General features: G+C 73.7%; 14 protein-coding genes. 7 read left to right on the forward strand and 7 right to left on the reverse strand.

Going from position 1 to position 13,675, the window contains the following annotated elements; genetic code table 11:
- Positions 1–102 precede the first annotated feature (102 nt).
- Genes ACFY30_RS06165 through ACFY30_RS06175 form a run of 3 tightly spaced genes read right to left on the reverse strand, consistent with a single transcriptional unit; the run spans position 103 to position 1,821 of the window.
- Positions 103–390, reverse strand: a complete 288-nt coding sequence (locus tag ACFY30_RS06165; RefSeq protein ID WP_390658756.1) for a hypothetical protein — start codon at positions 388–390, stop codon at positions 103–105.
- A gap of 28 nt (positions 391–418) precedes the next feature.
- Entirely contained in the window at positions 419–1,051 is a 633-nt protein-coding gene (locus ACFY30_RS06170) for a DedA family protein (RefSeq protein WP_390658755.1), read from the reverse strand.
- A complete protein-coding gene (locus tag ACFY30_RS06175; RefSeq protein ID WP_390843966.1) occupies positions 1,048–1,821 on the reverse strand; it encodes an MBL fold metallo-hydrolase in 774 nt (257 codons plus the stop codon). Before ACFY30_RS06175 ends, ACFY30_RS06170 begins: the two co-directional genes overlap by 4 nt.
- 84 nt (positions 1,822–1,905) lie before the next feature.
- Between ACFY30_RS06175 and ACFY30_RS06180 the strand changes: the two genes are divergently transcribed.
- The 5 genes from ACFY30_RS06180 (at position 1,906) to dnaK (ending at position 8,319) form a co-directional block, all read left to right on the forward strand.
- Positions 1,906–2,307: a hypothetical protein gene (locus ACFY30_RS06180; protein WP_390658753.1), complete on the forward strand. Its 402-nt coding sequence runs from the start codon at positions 1,906–1,908 to the stop codon at positions 2,305–2,307.
- Positions 2,308–2,445: 138 nt separating this feature from the next.
- On the forward strand, positions 2,446–4,488 hold the full coding sequence (locus ACFY30_RS06185) for a phage holin family protein (RefSeq protein ID WP_390844196.1): 2,043 nt from the start codon (positions 2,446–2,448) through the stop codon (positions 4,486–4,488).
- Between the two features lie 258 nt (positions 4,489–4,746).
- Positions 4,747–5,175, forward strand: coding sequence for an OsmC family protein (locus tag ACFY30_RS06190; protein WP_390658752.1), 429 nt, complete (start codon positions 4,747–4,749; stop codon positions 5,173–5,175).
- A gap of 292 nt (positions 5,176–5,467) precedes the next feature.
- Positions 5,468–6,274 carry a glycerophosphodiester phosphodiesterase family protein gene (locus ACFY30_RS06195; RefSeq protein WP_390843967.1) on the forward strand — a complete coding sequence of 269 codons (807 nt, stop codon included), beginning with the start codon at positions 5,468–5,470 and terminating at the stop codon, positions 6,272–6,274.
- 170 nt (positions 6,275–6,444) lie between these two features.
- The gene (gene dnaK, locus ACFY30_RS06200; protein WP_390843968.1) at positions 6,445–8,319 is read left to right on the forward strand and encodes a molecular chaperone DnaK; all 1,875 of its coding nucleotides are present in this window, start codon (positions 6,445–6,447) and stop codon (positions 8,317–8,319) included.
- Between the two features lie 105 nt (positions 8,320–8,424).
- Here dnaK and ACFY30_RS06205 read toward each other — a convergent pair whose 3' ends face one another.
- The 3 genes from ACFY30_RS06205 to ACFY30_RS06215 all read right to left on the reverse strand — a co-directional run bounded on the left by ACFY30_RS06205 (position 8,425) and on the right by ACFY30_RS06215 (position 11,004).
- Positions 8,425–8,949 carry a nitrate reductase molybdenum cofactor assembly chaperone gene (locus tag ACFY30_RS06205; RefSeq protein WP_390843969.1) on the reverse strand — a complete coding sequence of 175 codons (525 nt, stop codon included), beginning with the start codon at positions 8,947–8,949 and terminating at the stop codon, positions 8,425–8,427.
- A gap of 228 nt (positions 8,950–9,177) precedes the next feature.
- Complete coding sequence (locus ACFY30_RS06210) at positions 9,178–9,984, reverse strand: SAM-dependent methyltransferase (RefSeq protein ID WP_390843970.1); 807 nt, start codon at positions 9,982–9,984, stop codon at positions 9,178–9,180.
- Positions 9,985–10,140: 156 nt separating this feature from the next.
- Positions 10,141–11,004, reverse strand: coding sequence for a helix-turn-helix domain-containing protein (locus tag ACFY30_RS06215; RefSeq protein WP_390843971.1), 864 nt, complete (start codon positions 11,002–11,004; stop codon positions 10,141–10,143).
- Positions 11,005–11,238: 234 nt separating this feature from the next.
- Here ACFY30_RS06215 and ACFY30_RS06220 point away from each other — a divergent pair, with 234 nt between their 5' ends.
- Positions 11,239–11,673 carry a hypothetical protein gene (locus tag ACFY30_RS06220; RefSeq protein WP_390843972.1) on the forward strand — a complete coding sequence of 145 codons (435 nt, stop codon included), beginning with the start codon at positions 11,239–11,241 and terminating at the stop codon, positions 11,671–11,673.
- Positions 11,674–11,680: 7 nt separating this feature from the next.
- On the opposite strand, the gene ACFY30_RS06225 is transcribed toward ACFY30_RS06220, so the two are convergent.
- Entirely contained in the window at positions 11,681–12,511 is an 831-nt protein-coding gene (locus ACFY30_RS06225) for a helix-turn-helix domain-containing protein (protein ID WP_390843973.1), read from the reverse strand.
- Between the two features lie 60 nt (positions 12,512–12,571).
- On the opposite strand from ACFY30_RS06225, the gene ACFY30_RS06230 reads away from it, so the two are divergent.
- Entirely contained in the window at positions 12,572–13,666 is a 1,095-nt protein-coding gene (locus tag ACFY30_RS06230; RefSeq protein WP_390843974.1) for an ADP-ribosylglycohydrolase family protein, read from the forward strand.
- Positions 13,667–13,675 lie beyond the last annotated feature (9 nt).

Below are 13,675 nucleotides of genomic sequence, written 5' to 3' on the forward strand. Positions count from 1 at the left end.
AGGCTGCGGTGTCCCCGGCGCGGGGACGGCCCTCGGCCGCCCGACCGTGGCCGGGGGCCCGCCCGGCACGTCGGCCGGCCCGCGGTGCGCCGAACGCCAGTGTCAGGAGGTGCCCGCGGGGTCGGCGTCGCCGGCACCGGCCGCGTCGTCCCGCGCGATGCCGAGGAACCGCCGGATCGCTTCGACCGGCATGTCGAGCCCCTCGGACGCGGACTGCTCGTCGCCGAACACCTGCACCGCCTCGGTGACGGCCACGGCCAGTTCGACCTCCGCCTTGCGGACCTTGGCCTCGGCCTTGTCCACGGTGTCGACCACCGCCAGCTGGCGACGCTGCTTCTCCTGGAGTCGCTGCTTGCGGGACAGGGTCTTGTCAGAGTTCTGCACGGACATGACCAAGATCATAATCAGTCGAACCGGCCTATGCGGCCCGGGGCTTCCTGATCCGGCGCCACGCGCTCGGCGCCGCGCCGATCACCACGGTCAGCGCGACCGCCGTCACCACGCCCTGCCACGGCTCCGGGAACAGGGAACCGCCGAGGATCCCGATCAACTGGTAGGTCAGCGCCCACGCCAGACAGGCCGGCAGATTGCCCCGGACGAAGCGGCGCAGCGGCCACTTCGCCATCAGACAGGCCAGCATCACCGGGATCCGGCCCGCCGGCACCAGCCGGGACAGCACCAGCACGGCCACGTTGTGCTCGGCGAGCCGCTGCTGCGCCTGCGCCAGCCGCTCCTCCGGCGCACGTGAGCGGATCGCCTCCAGCCAGCGCGAGCCGTTCTTCGACCGCATCCCGCGCCGCCCCAGCCAGTACAGCGTCGCGTCCCCCAGGAACGCCGCCAGGGACGCCGTCACGAACACCAGCGCCAGCGCGAACGGCGCCGTCTGATGGAACGCCACCACCGCCGCCGAACTCACCAGGGCGCCCGTCGGCACCACCGGCACCAGTGCCCCGATCAGCACCAGCAGGAACAGCGACGGATAGCCGAGCGCCTGCTGCGTGGACTCCGTCGGCACCACCGCCGTCGCAGCCGTGGCGAGCAGCCACCTCATCGGGTGACCTCCGGGCGCACGCTCTCGCCGTGCGCCAGCCGGTGCACCGTCACGCCCGGCGCACGATGCGCCGCCAGGCGCACGAACTCCTCGCCCGGCGCATGGAACTCATGGGGGCGCACGGCGTCCATCCCGATCGGCCAGTACGTGCCGTAGTGCACCGGCACCGCGCTCGCCGGCGCCAGCCGCGCCAGCGCCTCGGCCGCCCGGCCCGCGTCCAGGTGCCCCTCACCGAGATACGGCCCCCAGCCGCCCACCGGCAGCAGTGCCACGTCGACGGGCCCGACCTCCTTGGCCATCTCCTCGAACAGCCCGGTGTCCCCCGCGAAATAGGTGCGCGCCTCGCCCTCGACGACATACCCGAGGGCGGGGGAACGGCACGGGCCGACCGGCAGCCGCCGCCCGTCGTGCCGCGCGGGCACGGCCCGTATCCGCAGCCCGCCCACCGAGGTCTCGTCGCCCGGCTCCACCTCGCTGACCTGCAGATGCGTCAGCCGCCGCAGGCCCGGGACGGCGCGCGGCGCACCCCGCGGCACCAGCAGGCGCGTGCCCGGCGCGAGGCGCGCCAGCGACGGGACGTGGAGGTGGTCGGCGTGCAGATGGGAGACGAGCGCCACGTCGGCGCGCCACGCGGCCGGCGGGGGGAGCGCGCCCCGGCGACGGCGCAGATGCGCGAGCCGGCGGACGAACAGGGGGTCGGTCAGCACGCGCACGTTCGCATCCTCGACCGTGCAGGTCGCGTGACCCCACCAGGTGATCTCCACCGGCACCCCTTTGCCTCCTTCGCGCGACTCCCCCGAAGCCTACGGGCAGGAGTAGGGTCGGCGGCGAAACCCGGAGGTGAGGGGGACGCCATGGGACCGGTGCGGGTCACGGCGATCGCGAGTCTGACGCCGCTGGAGGAACTGGACGCCGATCCCTTCCTGGTCGACTCCCGCAGCCAGCACGCGATGTGCGCGCGCTGGGCCGCCCAGCGCGGCTACGTCGTCAGCCGCGAGCTGCTGGTGCGCGGCCTGCGCGCGGACCACTGCGTCCTGTGGGACGGCGTGCGGGCCGGCGTCGACCTGTTCGTGGCGCCCAGCCGCCGCGTGCTGGAGAGCGCCCTGTCCGACGTCGAGGAGTTCACCGACGAGTGCGCCCGGCGCGGGGTGCGCGTCGAGACGGTCGGCTACGCCGAACCCGCCTACGACGCCCAGATGAAGGCCCGCGTCCACCGCCGGCTGTCGATGCCCACGGCCGGGTACGACGGACGGTGACCGGGGTGACTGTCGGTCCCGTGTGACAGGGTGGACGACGGCCCCTCCTACGGCATCGGGGCCGGAAGACGAGGTGGACGGGGCGTGCGAGGGGTGCGGTGGCGGCGGGCCGTCAGCCAGGCCGGGCGGAGTCTTGCGGTGTGGGCCGTGTCCACCCTGACCATGCTGGTGCTCGCGGGGATCCTGCCGGACTTCCGCCTGCAGTCCGCCGACGGCGACAGCGCCACCACCATCGCCGTCACCGCGGCCGTCGGCGCCGGCGTCTTCGGCGTCCTCTCCGCCCTCGCCTGGCCGCTGCTGGTCCGCCTCCTGCTGCTCGTACCGGCCCTCGTCGTCGGCCTGCTCGTGTTCTTCCTCAACGGCTCCCTGCTGCTGATCGCCCTGCGGCTGACCCCCTCCGGACAGACCGAGGCCGCCCCCGAGACCGCCGTCATCGTCGCCGCCGTGATGTCCGCCGTCGCCTCGGCGACCGGCGGTGCCCTGGCCGTACGCGACGACGACGCCTACCGCCGCCGCCTCTACCGCCTCGCCGACCGCCGCCGCAGAGGCGGCCCGCCCTGCCCGACCGCCCCCGGCACCGTCTTCCTCCAGCTCGACGGCGTCGGCCACGACGTGCTCGCCGCGGCCGTCCGCAAGGGCCTGATGCCGACCGTCGCCGGATGGCTCGGCGAGGCCCCCCGCCCCGGTTCCGGACCCGCGGCCCGCCCCACCCACCGCCTCACCCCCTGGCGCACCGACTGGTCCAGCCAGACCGGCGCCAGCCAGCTCGGCATCCTGCACGGCAGCAACCACGACGTGCCCGCCTTCCGCTGGTACGAGAAGGACAGCCGCGCGGTGATGGTCTGCAACCGCCCCGCCGACGCCGTCGAACTCCAGCGCCGCGCCGTCGAGCGCACCGGCGACGGCGGACTGCTGACCGCCGACGGCGCCAGCCGCGGCAACCTCTTCAGCGGCGGCGCCGACGAACAGGCCCTCGTCCTGTCCATCGCCACCCGCAGGCGCAGCCGCGAGACACGCTCCCGCGCCGGGTACTTCGCCTACTTCTCCGACCCGGCCAACGCCGTGCGCACCGCCCTGTCGTTCCTCGCCGAGGTGGGCCGTGAGATCGCCCAGTCCACCCGCGCCCGGCTGCGCAAGGAGCGCCCGCGCGTGGGACGCGGCGGGCTGTACCCGTTCATCCGCGCCTTCGCGACCGTCGTCGAACGCGACGTCGTCGTGGCCGCCGTCATGGGCGACATGCTCGCCGGCCGCACCGCCGTCTACGCCGACCTCGTCGCCTACGACGAGGTGGCCCACCACTCCGGCCCGCTCGGCCGGGACACCGCGCAGGTCCTCGGCCGCCTCGACCGCGCCCTCGCCCTGATCGAGACGGTCGCCGAGCACGCCCCCCGCCCCTACCGGATCGTCGTCCTGTCCGACCATGGCCAGAGCCCCGGCGAGACCTTCCGCGCCCGCTACGGCCTCACCCTCGCCGACCTGGTACGGGCCGGCTGCGGGCTGCCCGTGCCGCGCCGCGCCGGGCGCACCCACAGCGGCGCCGAGGCCCGCGCGGCCGTCCGCGCGGCGCTGCACCGGCCCGTCGAGGAGGGCGGCGAACAGCACCGGCCGTCGGGCCGGCGCTCCGAGCCGATCGTGCTGGCCTCCGGCAACCTGGGCCTGATCTCCTTCCCGGACGTCGCGCACCGGATGAGCAAGGAGGAGATCGACGCCCGCCATCCCGCCCTGCTGCCGACCCTCGCCAACCATCCGGGCATCGGCTTCCTCCTGGTCCGCAGCGAGCGGCACGGCGGAGTCGTCCTCGGCGCGTTCGGCGTGGAGATACCCCTGGACCGGCTCGACGAGGAGCCCGGCCCGCTGGCGGCGTTCGGCCCCGGCGCCGCCGACGCCGTGCGCCGCACCCACTCCTTCCCGCACACCGCCGACATCATGGTCAACTCCTTCCACGACCCGGCCGACGGCGAGGTCCTCGCCTTCGAGGAGCAGATCGGCTCGCACGGCGGCCTCGGCGGCGCCCAGACCAGAGCGTTCCTGCTGTCCCCGCTCGCCCTGTCCGCCCCCGTCGAGGACGGCGAGGTCCTGTCCGGCGCCGAACACGTCCACCGCGTCCTGCGCCGCTGGCTGCACGAGTCCAACGGTCCCCAGGTCCCGCTCGAGCCGGCCCCCGAGGAACGGGCCGCCTGACAGGGGCACGGCCACCCGGACATCGGCGGCGCCGCGCGCCCGGCCCGCTCGCCGAGAGGGGCGTACGCCCACACCGGTCGCACCTCGCGCGTCCGCGCCCCCTCCCGTCCACGACCGCGTCTCCGCGACCTGCGCCGGAAGCGCCACCTCGCCTTTCACCGCTCAGGGGCCGGTGTTCCGGGTGCGGTGAGCGAGAGTGTGATCGGATGGGGACCACGGAAACCCGTCCGACGGGAAACCCACGCGAAAGGAACAACCGTGGCCACCACGCGCTCCGCACACACCGTCTGGGAAGGCAACCTGCTCGAGGGCAACGGCGTCGTCACCTTCGACTCCTCCGGTGCCATCGACCAGCAGCCCGTGACGTGGGCCGCCCGTACCCAGGAGGCGAACGGCAAGACCAGCCCCGAGGAGCTGATCGCCGCCGCCCACTCCAGCTGCTTCTCGATGGCCTTCTCGCACGCCCTGGCCGGCGCCGGCACCCCGCCCACCAAGCTCGTGACCTCGGCCGACGTCACCTTCCAGCCGGGTGAGGGCATCACCGGCATCCACATCACGGTGGAGGGCACGGTCCCCGGTCTCGACAACGACGCGTTCGTCGCCGCCGCCGAGCAGGCCAAGGTCAACTGCCCGGTCAGCCAGGCCCTCAAGGCCGTACCGATCACGCTGTCGGCCAAGCTCGCCTGACCGCCCCTCCACCCGCACCGGCCGGCCCGCCCCCGCGCACCGGCCGGTGCGGCATGTCCGCGCCTCGGGCCGGTTCGGCGTGCCCCGCTTCGGGCCGGTTCGGTGTGCCCCGCTTCGGGCCGGCTCGGTGTGCCCGCGCTCCGGGCCGGTTCGGCGTGCCGGCGCTCCGGGCCGGTTCGGCGTGCCGGCGCTCCGGGTATACCGCAGCGGGCGGCTCCACCGGGCGTGGGCGGGACGGCCCGTCCCGGGCGCCCGCCCGGGCACGCGAGGGAGGGCGACGGTGGCGGGGATCATGGATCATGAAGCGGTGATCAGCCCCCCGCACACCCCCGGGACCCCCCTGCCCCGTCCCGCCGTCTCCGCCCACCGGGGCGGCTCCGAACGCCGTGGCGCCGCGACCCTCCAGGCGTACGAGGACGCCCTCGTCTCCGGCGCGGAGTACGCCGAGTTCGACATCCGGCGCACGGCCGACGGCGTGCTCGTCGTCCACCACGACGCCCGGGCCGGCGGCCGCACCGGCCCGCCGGTCGACCGGATCACCCACGCCGAGCTGTGCGGACGCGCCGGATACGACGTCCCCGCCGTCGAGGACGTGATGGCGCTGGTCGCCGGCAAACTGGCGGGCCACCTGGACCTGAAGGAGACCGGCTACGAGCACGAGGTCGTCGACCGGGCGGTGGCACTGCTCGGCCGGGACGGATTCGTGGCCACGACCCTGGAGGACCGTTCCGTCGCCGCCGTCACCCGGGCCTTCCCGGGGGTGCGCACCGCCCTGTCGCTGGGCCGCGACCGCCAGGAGGTGGGCGCCGCCCGGCTGGCCGGCACCCGGGCCGGGGAACTGTTCCCCCTGCGTCGTCTGCGGGCCTGCGGCGCCCACGGCGTCGCCGTGCACCGGCTGCTCGCCCGCGCCACCGTGCTGCGCCGGGCGGCCCGGCACGGCCTGTTCACCATGGTCTGGACGGTCAACGACGACGCCGGACTGCGCCGCTTCCTCGCCGACACCCGGGTGGACGTGGTGATCACCGACCGGCCGCGGCGGGCCGTGGAACTGCGCGGCGAGGCGCATCGAACCCGTCCGGCGGGGCACCCGGCACCCTGAGGGGCACGCCCGGTCCCCGACCCGGCCCCGCCCCTCGCGGGGGAACCCGGGGCTCGCGCCGGGGCGGTCTGCGCCGGGGTGTGCCCCCGGTGCCCCATTGACAGGAGCCCGCGCACCACTTGTGCTGGAAGTCCGGTGGCACGGGAGCTCCCTGGCGGAAGGGGACGGCGATGGGACGTCCGGTCGGCATCGATCTCGGGACCACGAACTCGGTGGTGGCCGTCCTGGAGGGCGGCGAACCCACGGTCATCGCCAACGCGGAGGGGGCCAGAACCACCCCGTCCGTCGTCGCCTTCGCCAAGAACGGCGAGGTGCTCGTCGGCGAGGTCGCCAAACGGCAGGCCGTCACCAACGTCGACCGCACCGCCCGCTCGGTCAAACGGCACATGGGCGACGCGACCTGGCACTTCCCCGACCAGGGCGATGTGGACGGCACCCGCTACCGCGCCCAGGAGCTGTCCGCCCGCGTCCTGCAGAAACTCAAGCGGGACGCGGAGGCCTACCTCGGCGAGGACGTCACCGACGCGGTGATCACCGTGCCCGCCTACTTCGACGACGCCCAGCGGCAGGCGACCAAGGAGGCCGGGGAGATCGCCGGCCTGAAGGTGCTGCGGATCATCAACGAGCCGACCGCCGCCGCCCTCGCCTACGGCCTCGACCGGGGCGAGGAACAGACGGTCCTCGTCTTCGACCTCGGCGGCGGCACCTTCGACGTGTCGCTCCTGGACATCGGCGACGGCGTCATCGAGGTCAAGGCCACCAACGGCGACACCCACCTCGGCGGCGACGACTGGGACCAGCGGATCGTCGAGTACCTCGTGAAGAAGTTCAAGGGCCAGTACGGCATTGAGCTCGGCAACGACAAGATGGCGCTGCAGCGGCTGCGCGAGGGCGCCGAGAAGGCGAAGATCGAACTGTCGTCGTCCTCCGAGACGACCATCAACCTCCCCTACATCACGGCCTCCGCCGAGGGCCCCCTGCACCTCGACGAGAAACTGACGCGCGCTCAGTTCCAGGAGCTCACCGCCGACCTGCTCGACCGCTGCCGCACGCCCTTCCACCAGGCCGTCAAGGACGCCAAGGTGCAGCTGTCCGCGATCGACCACGTCATCCTCGTCGGCGGCTCCACCCGGATGCCCGCGGTCACCGACCTCGTACGGGAGCTGACCGGCAAGGACCCGCACAAGGGCGTCAACCCCGACGAGGTCGTCGCCGTCGGCGCGGCGCTGCAGGCGGGTGTCATCCGCGGCGACGTGAAGGACGTGCTGCTCCTCGACGTCACCCCGCTGTCCCTCGGTATCGAGACCAAGGGCGGCATCATGACCAAGCTCATCGAACGCAACACCACGATCCCCACCCGCCGTTCGGAGATCTTCACCACGGCCGCCGACAACCAGCCCTCCGTCGGCATCCAGGTCTACCAGGGTGAACGCGAGATCGCCGCCTACAACAAGAAGCTCGGCGTCTTCGACCTCACCGGCCTGCCGCCGGCCCCGCGCGGCGTCCCGCAGATCGAGGTCGCCTTCGACATCGACGCCAACGGGATCATGCACGTCTCCGCGAAGGACCTCGCCACCGGCCGCGAGCAGAAGATGACCGTGACGGGCGGCTCGGCGCTGCCCAAGGACGACATCGACCGCATGATGCGCGAGGCCGAGCAGTACGCCGAGGAGGACCGCAAGCGCCGCGAGGCCGCCGAGGTCCGCAACCAGGCCGAGCAACTCGTCTACCAGACAGAGAAGTTCCTGCGCGAGAACGAGGAACGGGTACCCGCTCAGACGAGGGGAGAGGTGTCGTCGGCGGTCGCCGAACTGAAGGATCTGCTGGAGCACCAGGCCGACACCACCGCCCTGCAGGCCGGCGTGGAGAAGCTCGCCACGGTCAGCCAGCAGATGGGCCAGGCGATGTACTCCCAGGCCCAGCAGCAGTCGCCGACCACCGGACCCGCCGATGACCACACCGCAGGCCAGAGCCGGGACGACGACGAGACGGTGGTCGACGCGGAGATCGTCGACGACGACCGGGACCAGGCCAAGGGGGCCTAGCGAGGGCCTGGCGAGGGCCTGGCGAGGGAACCGCCGGCGCCGGGGGCGCAGGTGCCTCGGCGGCATCGGGCGGGAGCCGTCGGCGTGTCAGGGGTGTCGGCGGCGTCAGGGATGCCGTCCGCGGTCTTCGGTCGGCGGTGTGGTGCATACAGTCGGCAGTGTGGCGCATACGGCGTCCAGGACGGAGGCGTACGGGGTTCCGAGGCCGGTCAGCCGGGAGCGGAGCCGCTCCAGCCCTCCGCGGTGCTCGGTGAGCGGACCCGTGTCGCCGGTGCGGGCGGCGAACTCCAGCACAGCGGGCAGGAAGTCGGGCCGCTCCTCGCCGGTGAACTCCAGCCCGTGCCGCCGGTAGAGGTCCTTCAGGCGGACCCGGACCTGCGGCCCGCCGGGCCGCCCGGCGCCGCCGTCGTCCCGCCACCGGCTCACGTACAGGCTGTGCCGGCCCTCGGGGTCGAAGACCTCCTCGTAATGCGCGGCCAGCTCCCGCGGCGCGGTGAGCGCCGCGTGGTCCACGAACTCCCTCAGCTGCGGGGCCGCTTCACGCAGCAGGGGCAGCCGGTCGCGCAAAGCGTCGTCCGGGTACGTCAGACAGAGCGCGGCGGCCTGGTGGAGCACGGCGTCCGAGGGCATCGGGCCTCCTTCGCGTCACCGACGCGGTGCGGGTCCCCGTCCTCCGACGCTAGGGGCGCGGGGACCGGCGCACCTGTCCACGGCGCCCGTCCGGGTGTACGGCCGCGGAGGGCGGGCCGGCGTCGGCCAGGACCACGGCACCCGCACGGACAGCGCCCGGGGCGTCCGCACGGGTGCCGTCCACGGCATCCGCACCGGTACCGGTCACGGCATCCGCACCGGTACCGGTCAGGGCTTGCGGGCGACCCCCGCGTACACCGGCACGATGCCTTCCGCCTGCGCCGCCACGTCCTCCGGGTCCGGCCGCCAGCCCGAGACCGGGATCAGGCCCGGGCCGAGCAGGTCCAGGCCCTCGAAGAAGTGGGCGAACTCGGCGAGGGAGCGCGGGAAGAAGGGAGTGCCGCTGCGGCGGAAGTGGTTCGCCGCGTTCTCCATGGCCTCCGGGCTGAGGTCCGGGGTCACCTGGGAGAGGATCAGCCAGCTGCCGGGGGCGAGCCTCGCCATGTACTCCCGCACCAGGTCGGGGGCGCTGTCGTCCAGGTAGTGCGTGAGCGCCACCAGCGACAGCGACACCGGCCGGCCGAGGTCGAGGGACTCCGCGGCCCGCGCCAGCAGCGTCTCGAGGTCGCGGACGTCGGCGTGCACGTACTGCGTGGAGCCCTCGGCCGTTCCGTGCAGCAGGGCCTCCGCGTGCCGCAGCACGATCGGGTCGTTGTCGGCGTACACCACCCTCGCCTCCGGCGCCACACCCTGGGCCACCTGGTGCAGGTTGGGCTCGGTGGGGATGCCCGTGCCGATGTCCAGGAACTGGCGTATCCCGGCCTCGGCGGCGGCACGCACGGCCCGCTGCATGAAGCGGCGGTTGGCGCGTGCCCCGCGCAGCACCGTGCCGTCCACGGCGAGGATCTTCCGGGCCAGTTCCTCGTCCACCGGGTAGTTGTCCTTGCCGCCCAGCCACCAGTCGTAGACACGCGCCGGGTGGGGCCTGCTGGTGTCGATGCGGACGGGCGCCTTCCCGGCCTCGGATCCGGTCATACGGGCTTTTCTCCTCGCGCGTGGGGCCGCCGTGGGCCGTGCTGTCGTGGGCCGTGCTGTGTGGTCCGTGCTGTTCTGGTCGGTGCCGTCCCCAGGCCGGCGCGGTAGGGGGTCCGGTCCGTGCCGTGGTGGATCCCGGGTCCGCTTCCTTGGGGCTCAGAGGGTTTCGCGGACGTCCCGCAGGATCTTCCGCGTCTCCTGGGCGGAAGCGGCGTGCGTCGTCAGGTGGTCGAGGACCTCCAGATGCGCGGAGACCTCCGTGCGGGAGTCGAGGTAGAGGGCGCCGGTCAGGTACTCGGTGACGACCATGTCGGGCAGCTCCGGCTCGGCGAAACGGAAGAGCGAGAAGGGCGCGGCCGTCCCCGGGTGGGGGCCGTCGGCGAACGCGGCGATCTGCAGGGTGATCCGGTCGCGCTCGGCCAACTCCAGCAGCTTGTCCAGCTGTTCGCGCATGACGGAGGGGTCCTCGCAGACCGGGCGCAGCAGCACCGTCTCGTCCATCACCGCCCACAGGTGCGGCGGGTTGGGGCCGTCCAGCAGCTGCTGCCGGGCCATGCGCAGAGACACGTGCCGCTCGATCGCGTCCGGCCGCGTCCGCCCGACCGTCCCGGCCTCCAGGACGGCGCGCGCGTACCTCTCGGTCTGCAACAGGCCCGGCACGAAGTGCGGTTCGTAACTGCGGATCAGCCGTGCCGCGCCCTCCAGGCTCACATACAGGCTGAACCACTCCGGCAGCACGTCGTGGAAGCGCTGCCACCAGCCGGGCAGGTTGGCCTCCTCGGCCAGCCGCACGAACGCCTCGGCCTCGCCCGCGGGAACGCCGTACGTCTCCAGCAGCACCTGCACGTACGGGATCTTCAGCGCGACCTCGGCCGTCTCCATGCGCCGCACGGTCGCGGGAGCCACGCGCAGCGCGCGGGCCGCCTCCTCGCGACCGAGGCCGGCCGCCTCACGCAACTCCTGCAGCCGTCTGCCGAGTACCACCTGGCCCACCGTAGGCGCGGGCCGCCGTTCACTCACGCCACGTCTCCCCTACGTGTCGAGGCACGCGGGCCAGTCTGTCATGTTCCGGCCGCGGTCTCACAGGTACGGAGGTGAGGTCCCCGCCACGCATGACGTCAGGGGTAATCGACCCGACCGGCCTCGGCCGGGATCGTGGAGTCACCGGGTTCCGGGCCGGCGCACTCCGGCCCGGAACCCGGGTCCCCGCCACCACCGGTGGACGACCACGACCCCGACGGAGGGTGATTCACCATGTCCGGAACCCGGTCCGCCCCGCTCACCGCCCTCGCCCGCACCGCGGAGCCGCACACCGCGCTACGCCGCTTCCTGGCCCTGGACGCCGTGGTGACCGGTGTCAACGGCCTCGCGTACCTCGTCGTGTCCGGCCCGCTCGGGCGTCTGCTCGGCGTCGACGGCGCGCTGCTGCGCGAACTGGGGGTTTTCCTGGTGGTGTTCGCCGGGGCCGTGGGCGTGCTGGCTTCCCGTGGCCGCCCGGCACCGCTGCCGGTGCGGCTGGTGGTGGAGGCCAACCTCGCCTGGTCGGTCCTCAGTTGCGTCGCACTCGCCTTCTGGCTCTCTCCGACCTCGGCGGGCGCGGTGTGGACGGTGCTGCAGGCGCTGACGGTGACCTGCTTCGCCGCACTCCAGCACTTCGCCCTGAAGACGACGCAGCCCAGCATTTATTGACGAACCGTCAATCCAACGATGACTGAAGGTACTTGACCGTCGCCGGGTCGGCCGGGAGGAACGTCTCGATGGCCAGCTCGGCGACGGTCACGTCCAGGGGCGTGTTGAAGGTGGAGATCGAAGAGATGAACGACAGTGTCCGCCCGTCGTGCTCGATCCGCATCGGCAGCGCGAAGTGCGGCACGGGACCGTCCGGTTCGCCGTCGCCTGTGTACTCCGGCACCGGGTAGGCGGCGACCTCCTCGTACAGCGCGCGCAGCGGGGCCGAGCGGTGCAGGGCGATCTGACGCTCCATCTGGGCGAGGAGATGGCCGCGCCACTCGGGCAGGTTGCGGATGCGGGGTGCGAGACCCCGCGGATGGAGCGTGAGCCGCATCGCGTTCAGCGGCGGCGCGAGCAGGGACTCCGGGACGCCCTCCAGCAGCATGGCGATCCCGCGGTTGGCGGCCACGACGTCGTACCTCGCGTCCACCACCAGCGCCGGGTAGGGCTCATAGCCCTGGATGAGCCGCTCCAGGCCGGTGCGCAGCACGTCCAGCGCCGGGTCGTCCAGCGGGGTCTGCGCGTAGTGCGGGGCGTGACCGGCCGCCAGCAGCAGCGCGTTGCGCTCCCGCACGGGTACCTCCAGGTGCTCGGCCAGTCGCAGCACCATCTCCTCGCTGGGCCGGGAGCGGCCCGTCTCCACGAAACTGATGTGCCGGGCCGAGGACCCGGCCCGCAGCGCGAGCTCCAGCTGGCTGACCCGCCGCCGCTCCCGCCAGGCCCGCAGCAGCGGACCCACGCCCCGCTCGGCGGGGGCGGTGAACGGCGCGTTCGTACTGGTCGCGACAATGCCCATACGTACGACCGTAGTCGAGAAGCCGGCGCAGGGCCGCAGACGAGAGGTGGGTGGACGACCGTGCCGTGGATTCCGCGGAGGTTCACGTTCGAGGCCGAGGCGCTGTACCGGGCACGGGTGCGTGGCTGTCTGCTCGGCGGGGCGCTCGGGGACGCGCTCGGCTACCCGGTGGAGTTCGACTCCCTCGGCCGTATCCGCGCCCGGCACGGCGAGCGGGGCGTCACCGGGCTCGTGCCGGACGCGGCCGGCGTGGTCGGCCGGATCAGCGACGACACGCAGATGACGCTGTTCGGCGCGGAGGGCATCGAGCAGGCGCTCCGGCGTGAGCGCGAGCGGGGGATCGGCGGGGGCGGCCCCCGGCTGGTGCGCTGGGCCTACGAGCGATGGCTGCACACCCAGCGCGTACCGGCGCCCGACGGCGGACCCACCGCTCACGGCTACGCCGGCCCGGCCGGCGGCCTCGTCGCCGAGCCCTGGCTGTACGCCCGCCGGGCCCCGGGCAACGCCTGCCTGAGCGGCCTGGAGCAGGACTTCGTCCCCGACACCTGGGCCGAGCTGGGCCCGCCGGGACCGGTCAACCCGGACTCCAAGGGCTGCGGCGGCGTCATGCGGTCGGCGCCCTTCGGCCTCACCGGCACCCCTGCCGACACCGCGTTCCGCCTCGCCGCCGTGTGCGCCCAGATGACCCACGGCCACCCCACCGGCTACTACGCGGCCGGGGCGCTCGCCGCGATCGTCTCGCACCTGACGGACGGGGAGTCGGTCGAGGGCGCCGTACTGCGCGCCCTGCGGCTGCTGGCCCGGTACCCCGGGCACGAGGAGACCAGTACGGCCCTCGGGCGGGCCCTGGACCTGGCGGCGGAGGGCGACCCCACCGCCGAGAAGGTGGAGCGGCTCGGCGCCGGCTGGATCGCCGAGGAGGCCCTCGCGATCGGCGTCTACGCGGCCCTGGCACACGCCGACGTCGAGCAGGCCCTGCTGCTGTCGGTCAACCACTCGGGCGACAGCGACTCCACTGGCTCGATCTGCGGCAACCTGCTCGGCACCCGGCACGGCGACCACGGTCTGCCGCACGCCTGGCTGCGTCAGGTGGAGGGCCGCGCCCGCATCGCCGCGCTCGCGGACGACTTCGCGGCCGAGAGCGCGCTGACCTGAGGCCTGGCA

This window comes from Streptomyces sp. NPDC000345 (genome assembly GCF_042898825.1).
Lineage (GTDB): Bacteria > Actinomycetota > Actinomycetes > Streptomycetales > Streptomycetaceae > Streptomyces.

Coding starts and splice junctions, on each gene's coding strand:
- ACFY30_RS06225 (WP_390843973.1), bottom strand. CDS start 12,511: ATGGGCATTGTCGCGACCAGTACGAACGCGCCGTTCACCGCCCCCGCC.
- dnaK (WP_390843968.1), top strand. CDS start 6,445: ATGGGACGTCCGGTCGGCATCGATCTCGGGACCACGAACTCGGTGGTG.
- ACFY30_RS06180 (WP_390658753.1), top strand. CDS start 1,906: ATGGGACCGGTGCGGGTCACGGCGATCGCGAGTCTGACGCCGCTGGAG.
- ACFY30_RS06165 (WP_390658756.1), bottom strand. CDS start 390: ATGTCCGTGCAGAACTCTGACAAGACCCTGTCCCGCAAGCAGCGACTC.
- ACFY30_RS06210 (WP_390843970.1), bottom strand. CDS start 9,984: ATGACCGGATCCGAGGCCGGGAAGGCGCCCGTCCGCATCGACACCAGC.
- ACFY30_RS06195 (WP_390843967.1), top strand. CDS start 5,468: ATGGATCATGAAGCGGTGATCAGCCCCCCGCACACCCCCGGGACCCCC.
- ACFY30_RS06170 (WP_390658755.1), bottom strand. CDS start 1,051: ATGAGGTGGCTGCTCGCCACGGCTGCGACGGCGGTGGTGCCGACGGAG.
- ACFY30_RS06220 (WP_390843972.1), top strand. CDS start 11,239: ATGTCCGGAACCCGGTCCGCCCCGCTCACCGCCCTCGCCCGCACCGCG.
- ACFY30_RS06205 (WP_390843969.1), bottom strand. CDS start 8,949: ATGCCCTCGGACGCCGTGCTCCACCAGGCCGCCGCGCTCTGTCTGACG.